Genomic DNA, 22,930 nt, shown 5'->3' on the forward strand with positions numbered 1-22,930 from the left:
CCAAAATTAACATTAGCAAAAACTGTTGACGCTACCTGCATTCTCAGGTCGGTAACGTGTGTATTAAAAATGCAAACGTTCTCATTTTATATGTTTCTAAAGTAAACCTAAAAATCCTATGCTAAATTAATTTTTATGAAATCTTATTTCGATTCAGGTTGATCCTGGTTTATGCATTAGGAATCGTTATCGCCTGCCCCGATAGCTATCGGGAAGGCCTGAAAGCGCAAAAAATCAGCTATTTTTCGGTGTAGACGTAGCACCGCTACAGTTACTCCGAAAACTAAAGCGAAGCGGCTGATTTTGTCCGCGGCGGCGGATCAGGCCGCAATACCTGTGCGCTTTGGAGTAGATAGGCTAATGCATATACCGGGTCAAACGACCTATTCCTTCCTATCAATTTTATTTATTCATAATTAACTATAACCCTATGTCTAAATTATTATCCAATCTTAAGTTGGGAGTGGCATTGTTATGCTTTATCATAACGGCCAGTGCCCCACTATCAATTGCCTTTGGGCAATCCATAAAAGTTACCGGAAATGTAACTGACTCCGAAAATGGAGAGTCCATTCCCGGTGTAAGCATCTCCCAAAAAGGGACTACAAAAGGCACCATTACCGACCTTGACGGAAACTATACCATTGACGTGAATGAAAACGCCACTTTGGTATTCTCCTTTATAGGATATTCATCCCAAGAAGTCCCTGTAAATGGTCAATCCACCATCAATGTAACCATGGAAACGGACATCACCGGACTGGAAGAAGTGGTGGTCGTGGGATATGGCACCCAGAAGAAGCAAGACCTTACAGGAGCTGTGTCTGTGGTAAAAATGGAAGAAATGACCCAGCAACCCAGCCCCCAACTTACCAGCCAGCTCCAAGGACGTGTTTCTGGGGTGACCATCACAGGGTCTGGCCAACCGGGACAAGCCCCCGATATCAAAATCCGTGGCGTCAATACCTTTGGCAATAACACCCCGCTATTTATCGTGGATGGTGTCCCTACCCCCAACATCAACGACATCAACCCTAACGATGTGGAAACCATGCAGGTCCTTAAAGATGCTGGCGCCGCCTCCATCTACGGATCACGGGCAGCCAACGGGGTGATCATCGTCACCACCAAAAAGGGACGTGGAGACGTCAAGGTCAACTACAACATGTATATCGGCTCGCAACAAGTGCAAGGTGGCAACCCTTGGGACATCCTTTCCTCCCAAGAGATGGCAGACTTAAAATTTATGGCCCTGAGGAACACTGACCCAGGCGGAACCATCAATGACGATCAATATGGCAGTGGCCCTGACCCGGTCTTACCAAATTACATTGCCCCTGTCGGTGCACAAACAGTAGACGAGTCACTCTACAATGTCAACCCTTACTATACAGATCCGCAGGCATTGGACAACTTCTACCGGATCGTGGAAGCCAACAAGACCGGCACCAACTGGTTTCAAGAAATCTTTTCGCCCGCAAGGATCCAAAGCCACAACCTTTCTGTAAACGGTGGAAGTGACAAGGGTAGCTACTTCTTTTCCATGAGCTATTTTGACCAACAAGGCACCTTGGACAATACCTACCTGAAGCGCTATACCATACGATCAAATACATCCTTTAACGTTACCGATAATGTACGGATTGGTGAAAATTTGACTTATTCGATTTCCGAAAATCCTTCCATTGACAACCTTACAGAGGGAAGTGCGATCGGAATGGCCTTTAGACAGCAGCCAATCATCCCAGTGTATGATATCATGGGAAATTTTGCAGGCTCGTTTGGATCTGGTCTAGGAAATGCCAAAAACCCTGTGGCAATACAGGAAAGAACCAAAAACAACAGGGGATTGGCTTCTAGGCTCTTTGGTAATGTATTCGCAGAAGTCGACTTTCTGGAGCATTTCACAGCGAGAACCAGCTTTGGCGGTCAATATTACAGCAATACCTACAACAGGTTTCAATTTCCCGAATACGAAAACTCTGAAAACCTCAACGTCAACCAGTATACTGAAGGATCAAATTTCAACTTCAATTATACCTGGACGAATACCTTGACCTACAAAAGGGAGTTTAACGAGCGTCATGACTTGACCGTACTGCTCGGCACCGAAGCCTATAGAAACAACGGCAGGGACATGGAAGCCTTCACTCAGGGGTACTTCTCCTTTGACCCGGACTATGTCACCCTGACCAATGGCTCAGGCACCCAGCAGCACACCAGCTCGGTGTATAAAGACGCATTATTCTCGCTATTTGGCAGGGTCGATTATACCTATGATGACAAATACATCATCAGTGCCACGGTGAGGAGAGACGGTTCTTCCCGTTTCCTGAATGAACAATATGGTGTATTCCCAGCTGTCAGTGCAGGATGGAGAATGTCAGAAGAGAACTTCATGCCAGAAAATGGTTGGATCGATGACCTCAAAATTCGTGGTGGATACGGCATTATGGGCAACCAGCTCAATGTAGCTCCAGGCAATGCCTATTCCACCTATGAAGGCAACAGAAATGCTTCCTATTACCCAATTGACGGGAGCAACTCCACCATCCAAGAAGGCTTTCAGGAACAAAGGATCGGCAACCCGGATGCCAAGTGGGAGCAAAACATCAACTCCAACATTGGTATCGACGCCAGCCTATGGCAAGGCAAGGTACAGCTGACTTTTGATTACTATAACAAAACGGTGGACGATCTCCTCTACAATCCAGAAGTCATCGGAACACAAGGCACGGCAGAGCCTCCTTATATAAATATTGCCAAAATGACCAATAAGGGTTTTGACATAGATGCTAGCACCTACTTCAATCTGGCAACAGACCTGACGTTCACCACTACCCTTTCATTTACGACCTACAGCAATGAAATCGTCAAAATCGCTGATGGCGTACCGTATTTTGACCAAGAAGGAAGAAGGTTTAACGGGAGCAATATCATACGAAACCAAGTAGGCCACCCCGTAAGTGAGTTCTTTGGCTATCAAGTCGTTGGGTTCTGGAACTCCCAAGAAGAAGTGGACAATGCCAACGCCTCGGCCGCAGAAATCACAGGAGACCAGCAAGCCTCCTACCAGGACGGTATTGGCGTAGGCCGCTTTAAATACCAGGACACTAATGGAGATGGCATCATCACACCCGATGACAGAACTGCCTTGGGCAACCCTAACCCAAAATTCACCTACGGCATCAACCTAGGCTTAGAATACCGCAACTGGGACTTCAGCATGTTCTTATACGGTGTAAGCGGAAATGATATATGGAACAACGTAAAATGGTGGACGGACTTCTACAGTTCCTTCCAAGGGGCCAAAAGCCACACAGCACTCTATGATTCTTGGACACCTGAAAACATGAATGCGACCGCTCCAATCCAAGAGTCTACTGGCTCGTTCAGTACTGCAGGCGTTCCAAACTCCTATTTTGTCGAAAATGGCAGCTACCTGAGAGCCCGCCAAACACAGATCGGCTACACCTTTGACCAAGCATTCTTGGACCGGTACCGTATCGGAGGACTACGGCTATATGCACAGGCCGCCAACTTGTTTACGATCACCAAGTATTCTGGACTGGATCCTGAAATATCCGGTGGCACGACCAGTTTCGGAATTGATGAGGGACAATACCCCAATCAACGTCAGTTCATCTTTGGTCTCAACTTAACGTTCTAAACTTGAAATTCTATAAGTTATGAAATACGCAACTATTAACTATTTTATACTGGGCATTTTACTCATCAGTTTTATGTCCTCATGCTCGGATGAATACCTGGACCAACCTGCACTAGGCGCCTTGGGAGACGACGTACTCGCCAACCCCGATGGAGTAAACAAACTTCTTATAGGAGCCTATGCCGCGCTCGATGGACAGGGAGAAAGCGGCACAGACGCCTTAGGAGGAGGCAGCGGCTGGGAAGCGGCTCCCGAAAACTGGATTTACGGAACTGTCGCTGGTGGAGAAGCTTCCAAAGGTAGTTTTGCCGGTGACCAACCGGCCATTGACCCTATTGTCAACTTCTATTCCAGCCCTTCCAATGGCTTCTTCAACACCAAATGGAAAGCCACTTATGAGGGAATAAAAAGGACAAATAACGTCCTAAAACTACTTCCCAACGTAGAAGAACTGACCGATAGTGAAAGGCAAGATATCGCAGGACAAGCTAGGTTTCTACGTGGGCATTTCTACTTTGAGCTTAAGAAGATGTTCAATATGGTACCTTGGATCGACGAAACCACAGAAGATCCCAACCAGCCCAACGACCAGGACATCTGGCCAATGATCGAAGCGGATTTTCAATTTGCCTATGACAATCTTCCCCCTACACAATCAGAGTTTGCCAGGGCCAATAAATGGGCTGCAGCAGCTTACCTAGGAAAGACCTACTTGTACCAGCAAAAATACCAGGAAGCAAATACCATATTCAAAGAAGTCATTTCTTCCGGTGTGAATCCAGCAGGCACCAAATATGCCCTACTTGACAAGTTTGCCGACAACTTCGACGCTGCCAAAGAAAATAATGCCGAGACGGTCTTCGATATACAAATGGTGGCCAATTCAGGAACAGGTACCATCTCCAATTCCAATTCGGGAAATATGTTAAACTTCCCTTATAATAGCCCTTTTAGGTGCTGCGGATTTTATCAGCCTACCCAGAATTTGGTCAATTCATTCAAAACCGACCCCTCTTCAGGCCTCCCATTTCTGGACAATTACAACCAAAACCCAGTTAAATCAGACATGGGCATCACTTCTTCCCAATCCTTCGAACCGTATACCGGGTCATTGGATCCCAGGCTGGACTGGACAGTGGGCCGAAGGGGCGTGCCCTACCATGACTGGGGGCACCACCCTGGGCAAACTTGGGTCAGGGACCAATCTTATGGTGGCCCCTATGCTCCGAAGAAAACCATTTACCGGCAGGCGACCCAAGACCTGTATGCAGACCAAAGCTCTTGGGCACCCGGCACCGCGATCAATGTCCATATCATCCGCTATGCCGATGTGATCCTGATGTGCGCAGAGACAGAAGCTCAGCTGGGCAACCTCACCGAAGCCATGAACCTCGTGAACCAGATCAGGACGAGAGCCATGAACCCAGACGGATTCTTAAAATCCTACATCAACGAAAGCGCCCCAATGGATGGCTTCACGAATACCCCTGCGGCCAACTACACAATTGAGCCTTATACTGCTGCCCAGTTTGGCAGTCAAGAAGATGCGCTGAAGGCCATTTACTTTGAAAGAAAGCTGGAGCTGGCCATGGAAGGCCACCGTTTCTTCGATTTGGTAAGATGGGGAATCGCCGAGCAAGAACTGAATGCGTACTTTGACTATCAGGGAAGCATTACCCAAGATGTCAAAGACGGTAGCTTCAGCGCGCCCAAAAACAACTATTACCCTATTCCTCAACGTCAAATTGACCTGAGCGTAAAAGACGGGGAACCAATGCTCAAACAAAACCCCGGCTATAATTAAACCCGGAATATGCATTAGCCTATCTGTTGCGACCTGAAACTGCTTCAAAATCAGCCGTTTCACTTTAGTTTTCGGCATTACCGTAGCGGTGCTACGCTAATGCCTCCAAACTAACTGATTTTCTTGCAATTTCAGCTCTCACTACGATTCCTAACGCATAATCCGGGTTAAACAGCTTTTGTTGAATAAAGAAAGGAGCCCAAACCAGGCTCCTTTTTCCATATTAATTAAATATTAATTGTATCATTTTGATTTAAACTATTCATAATGATGCATTTTTATGGACAGGTAAATAAATAGCTACTTTTGGTATTCGTACAGCAAACGATAACTTTTTCAACTCCTTGCTTTACTTTTTAAAAAAGACGCTGATGCGAATCGGCGTCTTTTTATTTGCTGTATGTGATCACCAAAATTGTAGGGGAAATGAAAGGTCTTTCGGGAAAATTGGGTGGCCAATCAGACTCGTTTTTTTTAATGGGATGCTGATGGCACAGATGATTAAGATTTGCGGTAATTTTTTCTCAAACCCGGTTTATGCTGTTCGGGATTAATAAGAACCTTGATCACTCCTCTATCAACTCCATTAAATAATACATTTCAAAATCCTCTTCCTCCTTTAATAGGTACTTATTTTTCTTGGCTAACAATCTCCCATCAGGCATTACTCCTTGAATAAACCCAACCTGTAGCGGAACTTCCACTCCATTATTCAACAGCTTATGTTCTTCATCAAATACAGCCAAATAATGGGGGTTCATTTGCATTGTCAGTAAAGGATCATCCGAAAACTCTTCCTTATAAACGGTCGCGTCAATCCCTTTTCTAAAATAGGCCACCAAAAAATCCCCCACATCAAAAAAACCTTCCACTGCCCCTGGCTGCATTTGGTCAAAATTCATTTCAAAATCAAAATCTTCATGGTCTTTTGACGAGATGACCTCAACAAATTCATCCCCACCAAATTCGATGGTCTCGACATAGCCTACATTCATCCCTTCCAATTTATACACATGTAAGGCGGGCTCATTTGAAAGCAACATGTATAGATAATCTCCCATTTTAGTAATGTATGGATAGAGTGAAAAATAATAATCTCCGCTGCTATATTTACTTGAATCAGGAATGGACAGGGCAGGAGTCAATTCTCCTGTTTTCAAATCAATAAAATTGAGATAATACTCCTCGTAGCCATTGAAGTTTTTCAATTCTGCAATTTGACCTAGCAACAAACTATCCGAAAGGCTATAAATCTTTTTCCGTTGTGTCCAATTAAAATATTGAATTTGAAAGGGAAGTGGAATATCTTCTATATGGACTCCATTTTTTTCAAAAACGGCGAGCATACCATTGTTATTGGCGACCAATAGTTTGTCCCCTTTATAGAATCCTAACGACACCATAGAATTGATTGGATTGGGACGATCCCCTCCTCTTGAAAACTGTTCAATGATTTTTCCAGTTTGATCAAAAATGACAAGATCTTTGGTTCTAAAATTAAAGCCCAAAATCTCAGCAGTCTCTTGATGAATATCGGTGATTTCCAAATCCCCGAGGTAGTCAATCCTTATTGAATCCACTATCTCCAAGTGAAAGGCCTGCGTGCCTGAAGTCCCTATAATTTCATTATTCCCTCCTGAACATCCAAAAAACGAACACACAAGAAGCACTGGAAAAATCAACAGTTTGTTTTTCATCATCATAAAATCATAATTCTTAATATTTTTATCCGAAATGACGCCAGTAATCTCGGAGAGATTAAATAGGGTCTCACAGAATCCGCAGAAATCTCAGAAAAGCCGTATTTCATTCCGGGTATTCTGTGCGTTCCGTGAGCAATAAAATCTACTGGTAAAAGCGTATAATCAAATTCATAAAAAACGATCTGATCATACTTAGCTGATCCATCACTCCTCTACTAATTCTATCAGATAAAGCGTTTGCCAATCCTCTTCTTGCCCAAAATATTCTTGGCCCTTGGTCGTCACCCACTGCCCTTGACCATTAACAACATCCCCTAAAATCATCCCCTTAGGACAAGGAATATCTGCCAAAACCTGTCCATTCATATCAAAGACTTGTACGAATTTATCATCGGCCCAATATGCTTCCATCTTCCCTTCAAGCGTTTCAAAATCAAATAAGGACGTCTCTTCCTCCCCCATTCCTTTCGAGTAAACCGCTAAAATTTTCCCTCCACAAAAAAGCAATTCCGATATACCTCCACTCCTAATCGATCGGTTGACTTCCTCAAATTGATCTGCCTTATCAAAAGGAACGCCTTGGAACTTAACACCATCTGGGACTTTCATTTTCACGGTCTGTCGTAGGTTCAGTTCACCATTTTTCTCTTCATAAATATAAAACTGGTATTCCCTACTGAAATATAGTACCCAAACCTTCCCCTTCCTTTTCACTGTGGGATACATCCATCCATAATATTTTCCATCCCTAAATTGGCTGGTAGCCGGGAAAGGCATCGTGTTCCTGATTTCACCTGTGTTTGGATCCTGTACTTCAAGAATGGGGCGCTGATAAATCGCTCTCATCATCCCTCCAAAATCTTCATAATTTATTTCTCCCCGCTCAGGCCGGTAATACACCAGCTCATCCCCCAACTTAAAATAGGGCTTTCCTCCAAAACCATTAAGATAATAGTACTCTCCAGGGATTTTAGTTCGGTCCACTACCTCTCCTTCCTCTCCAACAACCAACAGCCCTTTTACACGTTCGAGCAAGGCCAATCGCCCATCTACAAAACCTGCGGCCTGCGCCCAAGTAATGGCATCTGGCCCATCCTTTTTGAACACCACGCTGTCCACCACATTACCAATTGTATCAAGAAACAAAAATTCCAAATCCCCATGTCCCTTTGCGAGATACGTATTCCGTTTGGGCGAATAGTCGAATAGATAGAAATCACCCAAATAATCCACCCGGATAGAATCTACTATTTCCAACGCATAATCATTTCGGGAATTCGTCTTATCAGAAGTTTTATTGCAAGCGATCAAAAATACCGCAGCCATAACTACAAAAAACAGTCTTATCATAGCAATATAGTTATCAACTCACCCAACTTACACCTTCACCCGCACATCTACTAAAAATCTTTGTTAATTTAAGTCAAAACGAAAAATCAACCCTTATCCGAATAAAAAGACTACTATCTGCCAAGATTGATCCCTCTGGATAACAACCAAATTAATTCTCCACTAACTTAGCCCATCAATCAGGGCAAACGCATTTAACATTAATTTCGAGTAGTGCAGCTATCATCCGTGCCGCTGGCACTCCTTCTGGAGGTGGAGGAGGCCTTAACATCCTGCGGATGAATCCGCAGGTTACTAAATCCATCGTGCCGCTGGCACTTTCTCCAAGTTTGCACAATAGAATAGCAGCAACCTATTCGCAGAAAATGCTGAAAGAGCAAGGACATCAGTTGGTTTAGAGGACCAATAAAGCATCGCACCTGTCTGTCCAAGTGGGGAGAATGATTTAGATAAGTTTAACCCGGAATATCAATATCGTTTAGTTAAGAACCTCAGTTCGATTATAAAACCGTTTCCGTACAGTGGTCGGAACATGCACTGCGAGGCTTAGGGGAGATTTGAGGGAGTGGAAGCCGTGGCAGCTCGCCGCGGCGAGTTGCCACACCCTTTTCCAACCCACATCCTCCTTAAAAGGGTTCGCAATGACGCTTTTAATGCTAAAAATAAATCGAGCTCAGGTAAATAGATATTTTTTGATGCCAACAACTTACCATCAGGCATGGCTCCATGAATGTGTAAGACCTCATTCGGCACTATTACGCTAGGGGCAGGGAAATCGCTTTTAACCCCATGAAGTTATTTAATTCAGGCAGAAAGAGTCAGACCGAGCGGACCTATCTATCCTCTCATAGCCGTCAGGCTAACGCATATTGTTGCTTAAAATCTATATCCCTATTGATGTCGATGCTCCTCACAAAAATGGTCTAGGGGGATTTAAAATCCCCATTATCTCGGTTCGGGATTACAAATCCCGAACACTAAACCTTATTTCATTCCGGGCATTCTGTGCGTTCCGTGAGCAATAAAATCTACTGGCAAAAGCGTTTAATCAAATTCATAAAAAAACGATCTGATCACACAAGCAGTGGCTCAAAAATCAAAGTTCGCAATCCAGGGTTTACGCCAAGAGCACTGCTCCATGGTAAAGTCTTTGCTTTATGTTACAGCACCCAAAAATCCATCTTAATTCATCACCCGATGAATAAGAATAGGCAGTGAAGAAAACCTGTCTCTAACTTGCCTCGGGATTCGTGGACTACAATTTCTTTTTGAACAGTGAATCCACAAACTCCGTTCTGTTAAAAATCTGCAAATCGGTCATCTTCTCACCTACGCCGATATATTTCACGGGAATCTTAAACTGATCAGAGATCCCGATCACCACACCACCCTTTGCCGTACCATCTAGCTTGGTGATGGCCAACGCATTGATTTCGGTTGCTTTGGTAAATTCCTTGGCTTGGATAAAGGCATTTTGGCCAGTGGATCCGTCCAGCACCAACAAAATCTCATGTGGGGCATCATCGATAAACTTCTGCATCACCCGCTTGATCTTGCTGAGTTCATTCATCAGGTTGACCTTGGTATGCAGTCTTCCGGCGGTATCGACGATCACGACATCCGCCCCCATGTCCACGCCTTTTTTGACCGTGTCAAAGGCCACCGAGGCGGGGTCTGCGTTCATACCATGGGATACCACCGGCACATCTACCCGCTCGCCCCAAAGGATGAGCTGGTCTACTGCGGCGGCACGAAAAGTATCCGCGGCACCAAGCACCACTGATTTTCCTGCATTTTTGAACTGGTGAGCCAGTTTACCGATGGTTGTGGTCTTGCCGACGCCATTTACGCCCACCACCATGATGACATAAGGTTTTTTGTCCTTTGGCAATTCAAAATTGGAAAGATCCTCTTCATTGCTTTCCTCCAAGAGCCCTACGATCTCCTGACGAAGGATCTTATCCAGCTCGGCTGTATTGACGTACTTGTCACGGGCCACCCGCTCCTCGATTCGCTGGATCACCTTTATGGTAGTATCCACGCCGACATCGGAAGTGATCAAAATTTCTTCCAGCTCATCCAAGACTTCATCATCCACCTTGGACTTGCCAATGACAGCCTTACCAAGCTTGGAGAAGAGGTTTTCGCTGGTTTTCTCAAGCCCTTTGTCGAGGCTTTCTTTTTTGTCTTTAGAAAAAAATCCAAAAATTCCCATAGTCATTCACATCTTTGACCCGAATATAATCATAAAATCCCTCCCGAAACCAATCGAGAGGGATTTATCCTTTTTGCATTACGATTTAAGCAAGGCAATTATTTTGCAAGGGTATCCTTCACCTCAGTGGTAGGTACCATTTCTTCTCTGAAAGTGTACGCACCGGTTTTCTCAGACTTCACTGCCTTGATCACCTTAGCGTAAGTTACACCACCTTCTTTTTTCAGGGTTGCTACTACTTTCTTAGCCATATCTTTTAGGTTTTATGACAGCTTGACAAAGCAAACCGTCTGCTCCTTACAACTTATTTAATTTCTTTATGAACCGTTACTTTCTTCAGGATTGGGTTGAACTTTTTAAGCTCCAATCGCTCAGTAGTATTTTTACGGTTTTTGGTCGTGATATATCTTGAAGTGCCTGGAACACCACTGCTCTTGTGCTCTGTACATTCCAAAATCACTTGAACTCTGTTACCTTTCTTAGCCATCGCTCTATCTATTTATTGGATTCGGAAATGATTACTTAATGATAATGTGTCCTTCTGCTTGAGCCTCTTTCAAAACAGCGCTGATGCCCTTTTTGTTAATAGTTCTCAACGCTTTTGAAGAAACCTTCAACGTGATCCAAGCATCTTCCTCTGGCACATAGAAACTCTTCTTGTGCAGGTTAGGATAAAACTTACGCTTGGTCTTGTTGTTCGCGTGCGATACATTATTACCTACTCGAGGTCTTTTACCGGTAATGTCACAAACTTTTGCCATGATATATGATCGTAATTTTTAAGACGTTTTTCTAATTGAGTTTGCAAATATCGGAAGTTTTCGGGAATTACCAAAAGAGCAGCCAAAAATAATTAGCTAAACAATTGGGATTCATCCACCTGACAATAAAACCTTGCAAACTTTTCCTCCAAACAGGTCTACCGGGCAACATATTTGCTGCATTTATGGTAAAGCTGGTGTTTTTTCTATCTTTGTTATAAGATAAGAAAGCCCAAATATACGAAAATTTAAAATACTAAGCTCATGATGCAACCAATAACCTCAAGTCAACAAGCCATTGAGCTGGAAAACGACTATGGCGCCCACAATTATCACCCACTGCCTGTGGTCCTATCGAGAGGAGAAGGCGTTTTTATGTGGGATGTGGAAGGTAAAAAATATTATGATTTTCTTTCATCCTATTCGGCAGTAAACCAAGGACACTGTCATCCAAGGATACTTCAAACGCTTATCGACCAGGCCGGCACCCTCACGCTCACTTCCAGGGCATTCCACAATGACGTGCTTGGACCATTCGAAAAATTCCTCACCGAGTATTTTGGCTTTGACAAGGTACTGCCCATGAATACGGGAGCCGAAGGTGTCGAGACAGCCATCAAGATCGCCAGAAAGTGGGGCTATGAGAAAAAAGGCATCCCCGAAAACGAAGGCACCATCATCGTGGCCAAAAATAATTTTCACGGCAGGACCACTACGGTCATCTCCTTCTCGAACGATGAGACTGCCAGGAAAAACTTTGGCCCCTACACGCCGGGATTTATCACCATTCCCCATGATGACATCGACGCGCTTAAGGAAGTATTGAATTCCTCCAAAAACATCATCGGCTATTTGGTAGAACCTATCCAAGGAGAAGCCGGCGTATACGTACCGAAGGAAGGCTACCTCAAAGAAGTGGCCGCCACCTGTAAAGAACACGGTGTACTCTTCATTGCCGATGAGATACAGACGGGCATTGCCAGGACGGGAAAACTACTTGCCTGCGACCATGAAGACGTAAAACCCGACATGCTGATTTTGGGAAAAGCCATTTCCGGTGGGTTCTACCCTGTGTCGGCGGTATTGGCAGATGACCACATCATGGAAGTCATCCAGCCGGGACAGCACGGCTCCACTTTTGGCGGGAACCCACTAGGCGCCAAAGTGGCCATGACCGCCCTTAACGTGGTCAAAGATGAAAAACTCGCCGAAAACGCCGACAAATTGGGCAAACTCTTCAGGGAGCGCATGCAAAAACTGGTGGACAAATCCGACCTGGTCAAGCTCGTGCGCGGCAAAGGCCTCCTGAACGCCATCGTCATCAATGATTCCGAAGACAGCGATACGGCTTGGAAGCTTTGTTTGGCACTCAAGGAAAATGGGCTTTTGGCAAAGCCGACACATGGCAACATCATCCGGTTTGCCCCGCCGCTGGTCATCACTGAAGAACAACTTCACGATTGCTGTGACATCATCGAGAAGACCATTCATGAATTTGACTAGTATCACAACCCCCAAACCAAGACCGTTTAGTCATTGTGTATTTATTTGAAAACTAACCTATTAGTGTAATAAAAAAAAACAGCTGTCTACTCCTTTTGTAGACGGCTGTTTCAAAACACAACTTCTAAACAGGCTCAAACCAAATGAAGAAAAACCCAGCAACAAAAACAGAATTTTATTGAATTCATTTGACCGAAAGAGGTGACTTTCCTTTTCATCACCACCAAAGTAACACGGTCGTTATCAGTATTTAACAACAATAATCAGTTCAACCGATCGATTTCCGCTTCATTTTTTCTTTTCCTATTTTTGTTTTTCGTCTTCCCTCCTATGCGATAAGCAAGAGATAACCGTACATATCTCTGGTCATAATAGCTACTGAAGAAATTCACCAATCCATTGGAATAGTTGGTGGTATAGGTAATCCGGCTGGTACGCAAGAGATCATTTCCATAAAGAGAAACCGTCATTTTCTCATCCCACAAAAGCCACTTTACACTAACATCAAACTGGCCAAAAGACGAATTATAATCTAAATTGGCCACTCCCTTAGTCATATAGGTATACCAAGCATTGAGCAGAAGCGTTTTGGACCTATTCAAAGACACATCGGTAGATGCGGTGATCGCTCCATTCCACCCACTTAACAATGGCAAAGTAACCAAAAGATCCGATCGACTTCGGGAGTAGTAAATATCCACATCCAATTGACCTGACCACTTCTCAGCAAACTCAAAGGCAACAGACTGGTTCACCCCAAAAGACTTATTGGTGATAAAGTTTTCGGGCACGGTTCGTTGGATATTTGTCTTCTCGTCGATAAAGGTCATTTGCTCAAAGCCATCAGTCAAGCCTGAATAATAAACAGTCGTAAAGAGGATGTCGTTATAACTATAGCTAGCTTCCAGATTGTCAGTGAAAGAAGGCCGAAGAAACGGGTTTCCCTCCAAGTAGCTGTAGCTGGACGTCACCCATCGAAATGGATTTAAGAAGGAATAAGAAGGTCTATTCACCCTACGCCCGTAACTCAGTGAAAGGAAATGATCGGTACCAGATGTATAGGAAAGGTACGCGCTTGGGAAAAAACGAGTGTACTTTAACGTGGTAGCCGTCCCCATTGTAGCGGAATGGCCTACTGTCCGGGTATCTTCCAGCCTGCCCCCTGCTTTCATTTCCCATTTCTCTGACCACTTCCGCAACATGGACACATAAACGGATCCCGTTCGCTCTTGGTAAACAAAAGAATTGCTCTGAGCGGGATCCAACACTAAACCTTCATCCTCCAACCTATTATAGTATTCAAAACCATTGTCTGTTTTGATAGAAGACCACCTCACGCCATACCTGAAATCCACCCAGTCCACGGGATGCACCATATCCAAGCTGTAGGAATAGTTTCGCACTTTTTGCCTTCCCTTATTGACTGCAGCACGTGAAGTCCCAAGAATGGGCTCCTGTTGCTCATCGACTCCATTCAGCATAAAATCCCTTTTAGAATTATTGGCAAACCCCAAAAAGTCCACATCAAAAGACAACCTCCTCCCTACTGTATCAAATTCAAGATCAATGTGATAATTTAGCGTAGTGGTTCCTTTAGTATTCTGGTCACGCCCCGTACTGATATAGGCCGTGTCAATTTCCCCAGTACTATCCCTCAGTTCTATCCTCGAAAAATCCTTACTGGATGGCCAGGCGCCAATTTGCCTGAAACCAGCCCCCATAGCTAGTTTATCAGAGACTTCCCAATCTACCTCTAACCTTCCTGAAAGGCTCTTGCCGAAGCGTTTAGCTTCCTCCTTTTGCAGCCAATTCTTTTCAGTATATTCTGTCTCACTCCAATAGTCTGCCGCAATCGCTCCGCGATCCACATCCATACCAGTAGTCAAGCCAACTTTCCCTTTTTTAGCAGTAAAATCCACGCCTCCCGTACCTGAAGTATAAGTCGCCCGCTTGATCGCTGACCGAAATGAAAGGGAATATTCATCCTGCACCGCATCTTTGGTCACGATATTGATCAAGCCAGAATTCCCAGCAGCACTGTACCTGGCCGGTGGATTGGCGATCACTTCGATACTTTTTATTTGATCACTTGGGATGGACTTTAGGTACTGAGCCAACTCCTCTCCAGAAAGTTTCAGCATCCGGTCATTGATCAGTACATACATGCCGTTTTTCCCAATCATGGCGACCTCTTCATTTTGAACCCTGACCCGTGGAGTTCTTTTGAGCAGCTCTAGCGCATTACCTCCGCTGGACATGGTGCTGTTTTCTACATGAAAAATCAACCTATCCGCTTTTCTTTCGATCACTGGCTTACGAGCAACGACGGTCACACCAGCCAGTACCCCCATACTTTCTTCTAATTGAACCTCGCCCAAATCCCTGTCCCCTTCGACTTGAATCAGCACTGTTTTGGGCACATACCCAATAAAAGTAAAATTAACTTCGTACTCACCCCTTTCGAGTATCAACTCAAAACTTCCATCAACTCCACTTATATCTCCAACATTATGCGCCATCTGGTGGTGAAAAGCAACCACATTGACGTATTCCATGGACTGAAAAGTAGGTCCCACCACCTTTCCAGTGACTTTGTACCCCTGCCCATGAGCAAGTATTTTGACCAAAATCAAAACGATAGTAAAAACCAACTTACAGAATACTACTTTCATCATTAGTCAGACCCATATATAAAAATTTTACATAGAAAAAATATTCAACTAAAACAACAACAAATACCACATTAAAACAAGATTAAAAACTATAAAAACAATATTAACCAAATTTTGTTATTTACTACCAAGAAAATCGTACCAAACCGGCAAGAATCACCAGTCAACCATTTTACCATCACATATACCCTTACCAAACACCTTAATCCTTACCTTTGTACTGATCAAAAAGCAAAAGGACACATCTATGTATAAAAGACCCCGCAGAAACCGAAAGTCGGCCGTCATTCGAGGCATGGTGGAAGAAACGCGGCTATCGCCAAAAGACTTTATCTTCCCGCTATTCGTCATTGATGGCATCAATCAAAAGGAAGAGGTCGCTTCCATGCCCGGTATATATCGCCACTCTACCGATCTTCTACTTAAGGAGGTAGAGGAGTGCATGCACCTCGGCATTAAGGCGTTCGATATATTCCCTGCCTATCCAGAGAGCAAAAAGGACAAAATGGCCACAGAAAGCCACAATCCCGACACATTTTACCTTCAGGCTATCCATAAAGTAAAGACTACTTTCCCAGAAGCCTGCATCATGACAGATGTAGCCATGGATCCTTACAGCTCGGACGGGCACGACGGAATCGTAAAAGACGGAAAGATCCTCAACGATGAAACACTGGAAGTACTGGGCAAAATGGCCGTAGCACAAGCACAGGCCGGAGCAGACATCATCGGTCCTTCTGACATGATGGACGGACGAGTAGGCTATCTCCGCGAAGCCCTGGACAAGGCCGGCCACACTGAAGTATCCATCATGTCCTACACCGCCAAGTACGCCAGCGCCTTCTACAACCCCTTCAGGGATGCTCTGGACTCCGCCCCAAAGGCAGGCGACAAAAAAACCTACCAAATGGACCCGGCCAATCTCCACGAAGCCCTGATAGAAGCCGAGCTGGACGAAGCAGAAGGTGCCGACTTCTTAATGATCAAACCAGCCTTGGCCTACCTTGACGTCATCAGGCTCTTGAAGGAAAACTCCAACCTGCCTATTGCCGCCTACAATGTCAGCGGTGAATACTCCATGATCAAGGCTGCACACGAAAAAGGCTGGCTTGACGGAGAAAGAGCCATGCTAGAATCCCTACTAAGCATCAAAAGAGCAGGAGCCAATATTATCCTTAGTTATTTTGCCAAAGAATACGCAAAGCTCTACAAATAACAACACTACTGCCCAAATTTAACAAGGCCGTTCATTCTACTATGATCGGCCTTTATTTTTACCCCATTCACCATCTACTAACGTCAATTTTTCAAAATAGGGTTGATTTTTAAAGTACCCTCAATAAAAATAAAATACCGAAATAAATTCTGACAAACATTATATACCCAGCATTTTCATAAAATCATGCCCCATGATATTGAATATATACCTGTTTATGGAATAATAAACCATCATTATTAGCAAAAACATCATATTACAGTGTCAACAATAAACAAATTAAGACAAAATTCTGATTTTATTTAAAAGTTTTAAAATCACCCTTGATTTTCATTTTTCGCAAGTTTTATCGATTTTTAAGATATAAAAACACCCTTTGAACTTACTTTTTATAACAAATTGTTAATTATTGGTTTGTTTTTTTACTTAAAAAATATCTACCTTTAGCTCATTGAATAATCACTAACCCATAAAAAATTTCGAAAAATAAGTCTACCTAAACATTCAACTGTATGAAATGGAGTTTTAATGACCTAGCTCAAGTAAGTACCGATGCGCTCGCACAAGGCGCAGATTTGTCAGCTGACATCACCCAAAACTTACTCACTACTAACAACGTGTGGATGATGCTGTCCACAGCCCTTGTATTTATTATGCACCTGGGATTTGCAGGTGTGGAAGCCGGATTTGGCCAAGCCAAAAACACGGTCAACATTCTCTTCAAAAACACCGTCACCCCTATTATTGGAATTGTCTCCTACGCAGTATGTGGATTTTTTCTGATGTACCCAGGATTTGACGTTCCAGGATGGTTTGGATTTGACGGTGCTGGCTGGAGCATGTTCTGGTTTGCCCCGGAAAAAGCCGATGTGACCGCTGGCTATGCGGACGGCGGCTATACTTACTGGACAGACTTCTTGTTCCAGGCCATGTTTGCCGCTACTGCCGCTACGATCGTATCGGGTGCCATTGCCGAGAGGGTAAAACTCTGGGCTTACCTGCTCTTCACCGTCATCTATGTAGGGATAGTATACCCTATCATCGGTAGCTGGAAATGGGGCGGAGGAATGCTCGACAGCTGGGGATTCTATGACTTCGCAGGTTCTACACTCGTTCACTCCGTGGGCGGATGGGGCGCCCTTGCAGGTGTTATCCTCGTAGGCCCACGTATTGGCAAGTATGTAAACGGCAAAACCGTGGACAAGCCAGGTGCCAGTGTACCATTGGCAGTAATCGGCGTATTCCTACTTTGGTTAGGATGGTTCGGATTTAACGGAGGATCGGTACTTTCTGCAGACCCTGCCCTGGTTTCTTTTGTATTGGTGACCACTTCCCTTGCAGCTTGTGCAGGAGGACTGGGAGGCTTCTTGGCCGGCTACTTTGTATTCAAAAGACTGGACTTGGGAATGGTGCTTAACGGTATTCTTGCCGGACTAGTAGGCATCACCGCTGGCGCTGACGTAATCAACCCAGGCCCCGCACTAATAGTAGGGTTTATCGCAGGTATCTTGGTCGTAATGTCCGCAGTAATCTTGGACAAAATGCACTTGGATGACGTAGTAGGTGCTGTATCTGTTCACCTGACTTGCGGCATCTGGGGAACCCTTGCCGTAGGCATCTTCTCCACCAATCCTGACCACAGCTTCCTCACACAGCTAACGGGTGTCGTCGTCTGTGGCATCACCGCTTTCATCTGCGCCTTTGTGATCTTCTACGTCCTAAAAGTAACCGTAGGCATCCGAGTATCCGAAGAGCACGAAAAAACAGGACTGGATTCTCACGAACACGGCATCAGAGGCTACACTATCGTGTATGACGAATAAAAAAACAACCAACCACTATACAACTATCTACCCTGCCCACTCACATCAACGCCAATCAATCTCTGTTTGGGCAGGGTATTCTACCACAAATCCTAACAATTAACAGATAATTTAATTCTAAGTAAAAATGAAAAAACTTCAACTACTAATTGTATTGCTATGTCTAGGGTCTCTTACCACAGTGATGGCCCAGGACCTATCCAAAGTCAGCATCTCAGGATCCGTAGATGCTTATTATAGAGCCAACTTCAATGCTCCTAACAAAGAATTGCCCAACGGCACTTTCGTTGCCCCAGCCACTTCTTTTGCCAACCGACCTGGTTTTGCACTGGGCATGGCAAATATCATCACAGCATATGAAGGTGAAAAAGTAGGTTTTGTAGCTGATTTGGTTTTCGGACCTAGAGGCACAGACGCTGTATTCAACTCCACGGGAAGTTCCAATATCGTGAACCAATTGTATATGTATTGGAATGTCAGTGATGCTGTTACCTTTACTTTTGGTAACTTCAACACCTTCCTTGGCTACGAGGTCATTTCCCCTGCTGCCAACTTCAACTATTCCACTTCTTACATGTTCTCCTACGGCCCTTTCTCCCACACTGGACTGAAAGCAGATATCGCTCTGAGCGAAAACTGGTCGCTGATGGCTGCCGTAATGAACCCTACTGACTGGACAGAGTTTAACTGGGCTGGCTCCTACACTGGAGGTCTTCAATTGGGTTATGAAAATGACAATGGTGGCACTTGGCTAAACCTTCTTTATGGTGACCAAGACGGTGTTTTGGACGAGGACTACCCACTTACCATGGGGCAAACATCTGGCGGAAGCACTTTCCAAATCGATCTGACCACAGGATACAACGTTTCCGAAATGGTCTACCTTGGCCTTAACGCTACATATAATACTACTGCCGCTGGAGAAAGCTTTAACGGCACTGACATCGTGGATGAAGATGGCGATGGATATGGATTTTATGGTGTAGCCGGCTATGTACAGGCCTCCACTTCTGATAGATTCTCCATAGGATTACGTGGTGAATATTTTAATGTATTCAACAACGGCCTGGAGGGTGTAGTCGGTGTTGACACCGATGGCGACGGCAACGTCTTTGCCGTAACCCTTTCGGGCAATTATAAAATCGTAGAAAACTTTACCCTTATCCCAGAAGTAAGACTGGACTCCATGTCAGAAGAAGATTACTTTGTAAACAATGAACTTGCAGGTTCTAAAAGCTTATCATCATTCTTACTAGCAGCCGTATTCTCATTCTAATTTTTTTCTGACAAACTGAAATTTTTCAAAAAAAACCACGCGCTTTGTAAAAAGCCGTGGTTTTTTCTGTTTTATGCCAAAACATCAATTTCAGGTTTTACAAAACACCAAAAACCCTACAAAACACACATTTATCAAACACAAAGGCCAGCAAAAACACAACATTAGCGACCATATAAAATATTTATCAGTACATAATTTTACATTTTTAAAAAATACATAGATAAAAAACTGATTTAACCGCAACCTTTTTCCTTTAAATCCGAATAGTATAGTGTAAGGAATTAAACAACAACATATAAATAATACGACGATGGTTAAATTAGCTGTAATGGTTGCTGCCGGGTTCTTTGGATTTGAATCTATTGAAGCTTTTGGGCAGGATAAAGAACGAAGGGAACTTAAAGGTCCAAAAGCCAAAAATTACAAACCTTGGAAAGACCAAGCCAGAAAAGGCACTTTAGTGGTCGACATCAACGGTGAACTGACCAAAGGACCAAAGGCCAAAAACCAGAAGTTGTGGGAAAGGGATACTAAAAAAGTGGAAATCAACACTGATCTTCAGCCTATCTCTAAACCGAAAGGACCAAAAGCAAAAAACCAAAAGCCCTGGGAAAACAACTAGGCGCAAATAGTTTGTCAGAAAACAAAAGGCTACCATTTTTGGTAGCCTTTCTTGTTTTATTGCTTGCGCATATAACGGATCAAACGGAAAAGCTGTGGGGATTGGGGATGGTTCAAAAGAACTTTATTGTGTTAACCCGGTTTCAATGCCGTTTAGTCAGTGCACATCTGGAAATATGAGTTCTAAATTTTCCCTTGGACAGTTATTTTTCTTGCCTAATTCCAAGATGGTTTTCAGCTCTTTACCATTGTTACTTTTTTGCTACAGGTCAAAAAAGTCACCAAAAAAACCCGTCGCTGTGCATCTATTGATCTAAAATTAAAACCTTCCCTCATGCAGGCAAACTCCTCCTGTCTAAAACCAGGTAAACCTTTTTTAACTGCCTACATTCTTTTTGGTCAGAATTCGTCAAACCTGTCTAAAGCCAGGCAGGCCTGTCTAGCAGCGAGATAGACAAGCCTGCCTTCTTGCCCGCCCGCTTTTAGTAGCTGTTATTTTGTCCAAAAAAGATTACCTTAAGTAAGGGAACAGCGTCACTTTTCCCTGTTTTGGTCTTATTTACTTGTTTTGCTGCGGTTTTAGCCAATAACCAGTTTCTATGGAAGGCTTACTACTATGAGAATTTAGGCAAGCTATTTAATATCATAATAATTCGATCTACAATTAACCATTAAATACCCTATGAAAACACATGTATTATTACTACTATTTTTATGTACACTTTCGAACTACACGATTGGACAGGTTGGAGAAGAGCGACGGCCTAATATTGTTTTTTGCCTTGCCGATGACTGGGGCTGGCCCCATGCAGGAGCTTATGGGGACAGCACCGTGAAGACACCAAACTTTGACAGGCTCGCCGAAGAAGGCGTCCTCTTTAATAAAGCGTACGTGTCAAGTCCCTCGTGTACACCAAGTAGAAATGCATTTATTACTGGAAAATACCATTGGGAACTAGGTCCTGGCGCCAACCTTTGGAGTACACTTCCCGTGGAGCACCAGAGCTTTATTCATCTTTTAGCTGATGAAGGCTATGTTACGGGAAGGACAGAAGCAAAGACATGGGGACCAGGAAACCTGGACAGTTGGATTTCCCACCATGGCAGTCATCCTTCTAACGATGCTTATCAGACCTTTGGGGATTTTCTCGATAAGACAGAGGCAAAAGATAAACCATTTTTCTTTTGGCTAGGCACATCAGACCCTCATCGTGTATATGAAAAAGGCACTGGAAAGGACAGTGGAATAGATATTTCAAAAGTCCATATGTTCAAGCATTACCCAAATGTGGAAACAGTGCGAAGTGATGTAGCAGATTATTATGTGGAAGTGCAGCGATGGGACAGCCTTGTGGGCTCGGTCATTGCTCAACTTGAAGCAATGGACATGCTGGACAATACCATTATTATCATGACAGGAGATCATGGGATGCCATTTCCACGTGGCAAAGGAAACCTTTACGATTCGGGTGTTCGCGTACCTTTTGCAGTGTATTGGGGCAGTCAGGTAGCAGAAGGACGCAAAGTAGAGGACTTTATTTCCTTTGCGGATATTGCTCCCACATTACTTGAAGCAGCCGGAGTGAAGGTACCCAGCGATATGACGGGCGAGAGTTTTATGAATATTTTAATGTCCGAAAAATCAGGAAGGGTAGACCCTGAAGAACGTTCAGCCATCGTGTTTGGCAGAGAGCGGCATGTGCCGGCGCAAGAAGAGCCTAATATGGGCGGGTATCCATCCCGCGGATACCGTAACGATGAATTTCTTTACATTCGTAATTACCAGCCATCCCTATGGCCTGCAGGCACCGGCCAATTAGGCGCTACCAATTACCCTAATCAATGGTATGCTGACTGTGATGGAGGCCCTACCAAAAATTATATAATTGCCAATAAGGACAAGGACTTGGAACACATTTTTGCATACCAACTTTGCTTCGCAAAAAGACCTGCGGAGGAACTCTATGATCTAACAAAAGACCCAGATCAGCTGATCAATGTCGCTGCCCAGGCGGATTACGCAGACGAGTTGGAAAGCCTGAGGGAGAAGTTGCAGCAAAAACTATTAAAACTAAATGATCCCCGTGCAGTGGACCCAGATTATGATGGGTTTGACCAATATCCTTATCTAGGGGGAGGAGGCGGAAAAAAGCCATAACAGGATGTCTTAGTAAGGGGGAGTGTGCAGCTCGAAAAGTGTCATGGATTTGGTTTGAAGTGGCCTGCGGGCATGGTTTTTAGTGACTTCAAACCTATGCTGTGTTTTTCCTAGGGACATGCAGAAGCTTATTTAATTCAATGCTAAATCGAATT

General features: G+C 44.1%; 15 protein-coding genes. 8 read left to right on the forward strand and 7 right to left on the reverse strand.

Going from position 1 to position 22,930, the window contains the following annotated elements:
• The first annotated feature begins 430 nt into the window (after nucleotides 1-430).
• Together DN752_RS09185 and DN752_RS09190 are read left to right on the forward strand one after the other, a co-directional pair.
• Nucleotides 431-3,670, forward strand: a complete 3,240-nt coding sequence (locus DN752_RS09185; RefSeq protein WP_112783665.1) for a SusC/RagA family TonB-linked outer membrane protein — start codon at nucleotides 431-433, stop codon at nucleotides 3,668-3,670.
• A gap of 19 nt (nucleotides 3,671-3,689) precedes the next feature.
• Entirely contained in the window at nucleotides 3,690-5,474 is a 1,785-nt protein-coding gene (locus tag DN752_RS09190) for a RagB/SusD family nutrient uptake outer membrane protein (protein ID WP_112783666.1), read from the forward strand.
• Nucleotides 5,475-6,040: 566 nt separating this feature from the next.
• Here the strand turns inward: DN752_RS09190 and DN752_RS09200 are convergent.
• From DN752_RS09200 to rpmB, 6 genes are all read right to left on the reverse strand, one after another.
• Nucleotides 6,041-7,177, reverse strand: a complete 1,137-nt coding sequence (locus DN752_RS09200; protein WP_162633180.1) for a hypothetical protein — start codon at nucleotides 7,175-7,177, stop codon at nucleotides 6,041-6,043.
• A 204-nt stretch (nucleotides 7,178-7,381) separates the two neighbouring features.
• Nucleotides 7,382-8,527 carry a hypothetical protein gene (locus tag DN752_RS09205; protein ID WP_162633181.1) on the reverse strand — a complete coding sequence of 382 codons (1,146 nt, stop codon included), beginning with the start codon at nucleotides 8,525-8,527 and terminating at the stop codon, nucleotides 7,382-7,384.
• 1,255 nt (nucleotides 8,528-9,782) lie between these two features.
• Entirely contained in the window at nucleotides 9,783-10,742 is a 960-nt protein-coding gene (gene ftsY / locus DN752_RS09210) for a signal recognition particle-docking protein FtsY (RefSeq protein WP_112783670.1), read from the reverse strand.
• A 98-nt stretch (nucleotides 10,743-10,840) separates the two neighbouring features.
• Nucleotides 10,841-10,993, reverse strand: a complete 153-nt coding sequence (locus DN752_RS09215; protein WP_015264418.1) for a DUF4295 domain-containing protein — start codon at nucleotides 10,991-10,993, stop codon at nucleotides 10,841-10,843.
• A 53-nt stretch (nucleotides 10,994-11,046) separates the two neighbouring features.
• Entirely contained in the window at nucleotides 11,047-11,229 is a 183-nt protein-coding gene (gene rpmG / locus DN752_RS09220) for a 50S ribosomal protein L33 (RefSeq protein ID WP_112783671.1), read from the reverse strand.
• A 31-nt stretch (nucleotides 11,230-11,260) separates the two neighbouring features.
• Nucleotides 11,261-11,503, reverse strand: coding sequence for a 50S ribosomal protein L28 (rpmB, locus tag DN752_RS09225; protein WP_015264420.1), 243 nt, complete (start codon nucleotides 11,501-11,503; stop codon nucleotides 11,261-11,263).
• Nucleotides 11,504-11,767: 264 nt separating this feature from the next.
• Between rpmB and rocD the strand changes: the two genes are divergently transcribed.
• Nucleotides 11,768-13,006: an ornithine--oxo-acid transaminase gene (gene rocD / locus DN752_RS09230; protein WP_112783672.1), complete on the forward strand. Its 1,239-nt coding sequence runs from the start codon at nucleotides 11,768-11,770 to the stop codon at nucleotides 13,004-13,006.
• Between the two features lie 263 nt (nucleotides 13,007-13,269).
• On the opposite strand, the gene DN752_RS09235 is transcribed toward rocD, so the two are convergent.
• A complete protein-coding gene (locus DN752_RS09235; RefSeq protein WP_112783673.1) occupies nucleotides 13,270-15,681 on the reverse strand; it encodes an outer membrane beta-barrel family protein in 2,412 nt (803 codons plus the stop codon).
• Between the two features lie 244 nt (nucleotides 15,682-15,925).
• On the opposite strand from DN752_RS09235, the gene hemB reads away from it, so the two are divergent.
• The 5 genes from hemB to DN752_RS09260 all read left to right on the forward strand — a co-directional run bounded on the left by hemB (nucleotide 15,926) and on the right by DN752_RS09260 (nucleotide 22,775).
• Complete coding sequence (gene hemB / locus DN752_RS09240; protein WP_112783674.1) at nucleotides 15,926-16,894, forward strand: porphobilinogen synthase; 969 nt, start codon at nucleotides 15,926-15,928, stop codon at nucleotides 16,892-16,894.
• Between the two features lie 512 nt (nucleotides 16,895-17,406).
• Entirely contained in the window at nucleotides 17,407-18,717 is a 1,311-nt protein-coding gene (locus DN752_RS09245) for an ammonium transporter (protein ID WP_112783675.1), read from the forward strand.
• Between the two features lie 127 nt (nucleotides 18,718-18,844).
• A complete protein-coding gene (locus DN752_RS09250; protein ID WP_112783676.1) occupies nucleotides 18,845-19,993 on the forward strand; it encodes a porin in 1,149 nt (382 codons plus the stop codon).
• Between the two features lie 313 nt (nucleotides 19,994-20,306).
• A complete protein-coding gene (locus tag DN752_RS09255) occupies nucleotides 20,307-20,618 on the forward strand; it encodes a hypothetical protein (RefSeq protein ID WP_112783677.1) in 312 nt (103 codons plus the stop codon).
• Nucleotides 20,619-21,299: 681 nt separating this feature from the next.
• Entirely contained in the window at nucleotides 21,300-22,775 is a 1,476-nt protein-coding gene (locus DN752_RS09260) for a sulfatase family protein (RefSeq protein ID WP_112783678.1), read from the forward strand.
• Nucleotides 22,776-22,930 lie beyond the last annotated feature (155 nt).

This window comes from Echinicola strongylocentroti (assembly GCF_003260975.1).
Taxonomy (GTDB): Bacteria; Bacteroidota; Bacteroidia; order Cytophagales; family Cyclobacteriaceae; genus Echinicola; species Echinicola strongylocentroti.

Bases quoted from the DNA above. Each gene is read 5' to 3' on its own strand.
- DN752_RS09185 (WP_112783665.1), top strand. From the start codon at position 431: ATGTCTAAATTATTATCCAATCTTAAGTTGGGAGTGGCATTGTTATGC.
- DN752_RS09190 (WP_112783666.1), top strand. From the start codon at position 3,690: ATGAAATACGCAACTATTAACTATTTTATACTGGGCATTTTACTCATC.
- DN752_RS09200 (WP_162633180.1), bottom strand. From the start codon at position 7,177: ATGATGATGAAAAACAAACTGTTGATTTTTCCAGTGCTTCTTGTGTGT.
- DN752_RS09205 (WP_162633181.1), bottom strand. From the start codon at position 8,527: ATGATAAGACTGTTTTTTGTAGTTATGGCTGCGGTATTTTTGATCGCT.
- ftsY (WP_112783670.1), bottom strand. From the start codon at position 10,742: ATGGGAATTTTTGGATTTTTTTCTAAAGACAAAAAAGAAAGCCTCGAC.
- DN752_RS09215 (WP_015264418.1), bottom strand. From the start codon at position 10,993: ATGGCTAAGAAAGTAGTAGCAACCCTGAAAAAAGAAGGTGGTGTAACT.
- rpmG (WP_112783671.1), bottom strand. From the start codon at position 11,229: ATGGCTAAGAAAGGTAACAGAGTTCAAGTGATTTTGGAATGTACAGAG.
- rpmB (WP_015264420.1), bottom strand. From the start codon at position 11,503: ATGGCAAAAGTTTGTGACATTACCGGTAAAAGACCTCGAGTAGGTAAT.
- rocD (WP_112783672.1), top strand. From the start codon at position 11,768: ATGATGCAACCAATAACCTCAAGTCAACAAGCCATTGAGCTGGAAAAC.
- DN752_RS09235 (WP_112783673.1), bottom strand. From the start codon at position 15,681: ATGATGAAAGTAGTATTCTGTAAGTTGGTTTTTACTATCGTTTTGATT.
- hemB (WP_112783674.1), top strand. From the start codon at position 15,926: ATGTATAAAAGACCCCGCAGAAACCGAAAGTCGGCCGTCATTCGAGGC.
- DN752_RS09245 (WP_112783675.1), top strand. From the start codon at position 17,407: ATGAAATGGAGTTTTAATGACCTAGCTCAAGTAAGTACCGATGCGCTC.
- DN752_RS09250 (WP_112783676.1), top strand. From the start codon at position 18,845: ATGAAAAAACTTCAACTACTAATTGTATTGCTATGTCTAGGGTCTCTT.
- DN752_RS09255 (WP_112783677.1), top strand. From the start codon at position 20,307: ATGGTTAAATTAGCTGTAATGGTTGCTGCCGGGTTCTTTGGATTTGAA.
- DN752_RS09260 (WP_112783678.1), top strand. From the start codon at position 21,300: ATGAAAACACATGTATTATTACTACTATTTTTATGTACACTTTCGAAC.